Here is a 3,536-nt window from a genome sequence, read left to right on the forward strand (position 1 = left end):
ACCTTAACCTTCGGGTCGCTCTTGGCGTCGGTGGAGTAGACGATGCCGAGCGGCGTCTCTCCGCGCGAGACATAGGCGAGGGCGACGCGCACGTTCTCGGCGCCGGCGACCTTGGAGGAGACCTGATCCCAGACGCCGAGACTGGTCAGTGCCGCCTTGCCGTAGATGCCGGCGGGTACGGAGCCTGGCTCGCCCATGGCGAGACGTCCATCGCCGAGCGCTTCGGCGAGCGCGAAGCCCTTCTCGATCTTGAGAGTCGTCGTGCTGTCCGCGGGAGCAATGAGGACCAGCGCGTTGCCGAGCAGCGTCTTGCGTGAAGCGGGGTCGATCAGATTGCGCTCAGCCACCCAGTCCATCCACTTGAGGTCCGCGGAGATGAAGAGATCGGCGGGCGCGCCGGATTCGATCTGCTTGGCGATGGCCGAGGAGGCAGCGAACGACAGGGTCGCCGTCTTGCCGGTCTTGCTCTCCCAGTCCTTGGCGATGCGGTCGAGCGCGTTCTTGAGGCTCGCGGCGGCGAACACGACCACCGGCTTGGTCGCGACGGCGCTGTCCCCGGCGGGCCTAGCGTCCTGGGCACGGGCTGCCGGAAGCCCGGCGAGCGCGAGGGCGAGTGTGCACACCAGCAGGCGATTGAGTTTTGTCATGGGACGGGATCCTGAATGGAGCTGTATTCCGTGAAATACAGCGACCATACGCAGGCTGGCCCTGTCAAGCACGCGTGCCTGTCGCGTTGTTATCCGTTGGTCATTGGCGGCCGCTAAGTTGGCCCGTTGATCCGCTATCTCGGAGAGCGGGTGGGCGGTGCTATGCCGCCAGGACGGTCGACGGCGTGACCTCAACTCGGTTGCGGCCGTTGGTCTTGGCCACCATCAACGCGCGATCCGCGCGTTTGAGCGCCGTCCCCAGCGGCTCGCCGAGCGTCCAGTCCGCCACGCCGAAGCTGCAGGTGATGCCGAACGTGTCGGTGCCGCTCTGGAAGACGTGCGTGGCGATGGCAGCGCGGATCACCTCGCACCAGTGCGCGGCCTCCTCGGGAGCGAGCACCGGGAAGGCGAGCGCAAACTCCTCGCCGCCGAGACGCGCTACGATGGGTGCCTCCTCGCCAGCGATGCGGGCGACGGCCGTGATGACCACGTCTCCCACGTCGTGTCCGTAGGTGTCGTTCACGCTCTTGAAGCGGTCGATGTCCATGAGGCAGACGGAAAGGCTCTCGGATGCGTCAAGCTCGCGGCGCTTCGCCTCCATGGTGGAGAGGAATGCCCGCCGGTTGAGGACGCCGGTCAGGTAGTCCGTCTCGGCCTGTTCGACGAGCTGGCGCTGAAGCGTGATCATCCGGTTCGCTGCGCGGAGGCGCGCCATCAGCTCCTCGCGCCGCACCGGCTTCACCACGAAGTCGTCGGCGCCGCAGTCGAGTGCTTCGGCCAGCGCGCGCTCGCTGGTGTTGGACGACATGACGATGATGTGCAGCGGCCGCGTCTCGCCGGCCAGGGTGCGCAGCTTCCAGCACAGCTCAAGTCCAGGGATGGGCTCGAGCTCGAGGCTGGTCAGGATCACGTCAACGGTGCGCGTTGCCTCGACGTACTGAAGGACGAGATCAGAGGCCGAGAAGCAATCGACATAGCAGCCGGCCGCTTCGAGCTCGGCGGCGAGCTTCTGTTGCACGACCCGGCTCGGATCGACGATGGCGATGTGCATGCTGGCTGCTGTTCTTCTAGTCCGACCCCTGACAACGTTGTACGCGCCGGAGGTGAACAGGGAATTACCGGGGACGGCGGCAGGCAGGCAGCCGCGGAGGAGCGTCAGGGCGAGGCGAGCGATCGGGGCGGTTTCGACGCCTCGAGCTGGTAGTTGCTCTCGTCCTTGAGGTTGACGCCGGTCAGGCGCCGCCGGAAGGCCTCGCGCAGAAGCCAGGCGATCTTGAAGGCTGCTTCGTCCGCCGACAGCCCGCCCACGCGGATGTTCGAGATGCAGTTTCGCTCGCCGTCCTTGCGGCCGACGCGGGGCTCCCAGGTGAGATAGGCCCCGAGGCTGTCGGGTGAGGAGAGGCCCGGACGCTCGCCGATCAGCATCACCGCGGCCCGTGCCTTCACGAACTCGCCCGCGTCGTCGCACAGCGCCACGCGCGCCTGTGTGGCAAGGAGCACCGGACCTAGGCGCCATTCGTTCTTGCGGACGTGCGGGAGCAGGGCGGCGATGGCCGGCACCGCATTGGCGGTTACGGCTGTCGAGGAAAGGCCGTCGCCGATGATGATCAGGAGATCGGCCTCGGCGGGCGGGAGTGCGGCCAGCGCCTGGCGCGACTCGGCGCTCAGGCGGCGCCCGAGGTCCGGCCGCCTCAGATAGGTGTCGCGATCGGGTGCGGCGCTGGCGATGCGCAGCGTTTCGAGCCCGAGGGCCGCGAGTTCCTCCTCGATCGTGGTCCAGTCGATCGGCGTCTTGACGGCATCGCGCGCCTGCGCGTGTGCCATGGAGAAGCTCAGCACCTCCCGCGTGGGCATGCCGGAACCGGCCCGCCCGAGCCCGATGCGGGCATCGGTGAAGCGCTTCAGCAGCAGCCAGGGATCGTCGGCGCTCATCATGCCACGCCTTCCGCCGCGTATTCGAGCAGCGCCTTGGTCGGCTTCTCTGTGATGAGGTTGCCGCTCGAGTCCATGAGGCCCATACGCTCGAGCCAAGCCTCGAACTCCGGCGCGCGCCTCAGCCCGAGCGCCTCGCGCACGTAGAGGGAGTCGTGGAACGAGGTCGACTGGTAGTTCAGCATGATATCGTCGGCGCCGGGGATGCCCATCACAAAGGTGACGCCCGCCGCGCCGAGCAGCGTCAGCAGCGTGTCCATGTCATCCTGGTCGGCCTCGGCATGGTTCGTGTAGCAGACGTCGCAACCCATCGGCACGCCCAGGAGCTTGCCGCAGAAGTGGTCCTCGAGGCCGGCGCGGATGATCTCCTTGCCGCTGTAGAGGTATTCGGGGCCGATGAAGCCGACCACCGTGTTGACGAGCAAGGGTTCGAACTCGCGCGCCACGGCGTAAGCACGCACCTCGAGCGTCTGCTGGTCGACGCCATGGTGGGCATCCGCGGAGAGGGCCGCGCCCTGCCCGGTCTCGAAGTACATGACGTTGTCGCCCACCGTGCCGCGCTTGAGCGAGAGCGCCGCCTCGCGGCCCTCCTTCAGGATGGCAAGGGTCACGCCGAAGGAGGAATTGAGCGCCTCGGTGCCGCCGATGGACTGGAAGACGAGGTCGACGGGCGCGCCGCGCGAGATGGCCTCGATCGAGGTGGTGACGTGGGTGAGGACGCAGCTCTGCGTCGGAATCTCCAGGCGATCGATCATGCGGTCGAGCATGGACAGCATGTCGATGATGGCGCCGACGTTGTCGGTCGCGGGGTTGATGCCGATGACAGCGTCGCCGCAGCCGTACATGAGGCCGTCGATGACGGAGGCGGCGATGCCCTTGGGATCATCGGTCGGATGGTTCGGCTGGATGCGGACCGAGAGGCGGCCCTTGAGGCCGATGGTGTCGCGGAAGCGCGTG

At 67.3% G+C, this 3,536-nt stretch carries 4 protein-coding genes; all 4 read right to left on the reverse strand.

Annotation, left to right across the window (positions count from 1 at the left end; genetic code table 11):
- Window positions 1-647: molybdate ABC transporter substrate-binding protein (gene modA, locus IT540_RS15365; RefSeq protein ID WP_291179773.1), on the reverse strand; the 647-nt coding region annotated here is incomplete at its 3' end.
- A 160-nt stretch (window positions 648-807) separates the two neighbouring features.
- Complete coding sequence (locus IT540_RS15370) at window positions 808-1,698, reverse strand: diguanylate cyclase (protein WP_291179775.1); 891 nt, start codon at window positions 1,696-1,698, stop codon at window positions 808-810.
- A 104-nt stretch (window positions 1,699-1,802) separates the two neighbouring features.
- Window positions 1,803-2,579 carry an ethanolamine ammonia-lyase subunit EutC gene (eutC, locus tag IT540_RS15375; protein ID WP_291179781.1) on the reverse strand — a complete coding sequence of 259 codons (777 nt, stop codon included), beginning with the start codon at window positions 2,577-2,579 and terminating at the stop codon, window positions 1,803-1,805.
- On the reverse strand, window positions 2,579-3,536 hold a 958-nt coding region (locus IT540_RS15380), incomplete at its 5' end, for an ethanolamine ammonia-lyase subunit EutB (RefSeq protein WP_291179778.1). The genes IT540_RS15380 and eutC, both read right to left, overlap by 1 nt.

The organism is Hyphomicrobium sp., assembly GCF_020852195.1.
GTDB lineage: Bacteria > Pseudomonadota > Alphaproteobacteria > Rhizobiales > Hyphomicrobiaceae > Hyphomicrobium_C.

Coding starts and splice junctions, on each gene's coding strand:
- IT540_RS15370 (WP_291179775.1), bottom strand. CDS start 1,698: ATGCACATCGCCATCGTCGATCCGAGCCGGGTCGTGCAACAGAAGCTC.
- eutC (WP_291179781.1), bottom strand. CDS start 2,579: ATGAGCGCCGACGATCCCTGGCTGCTGCTGAAGCGCTTCACCGATGCC.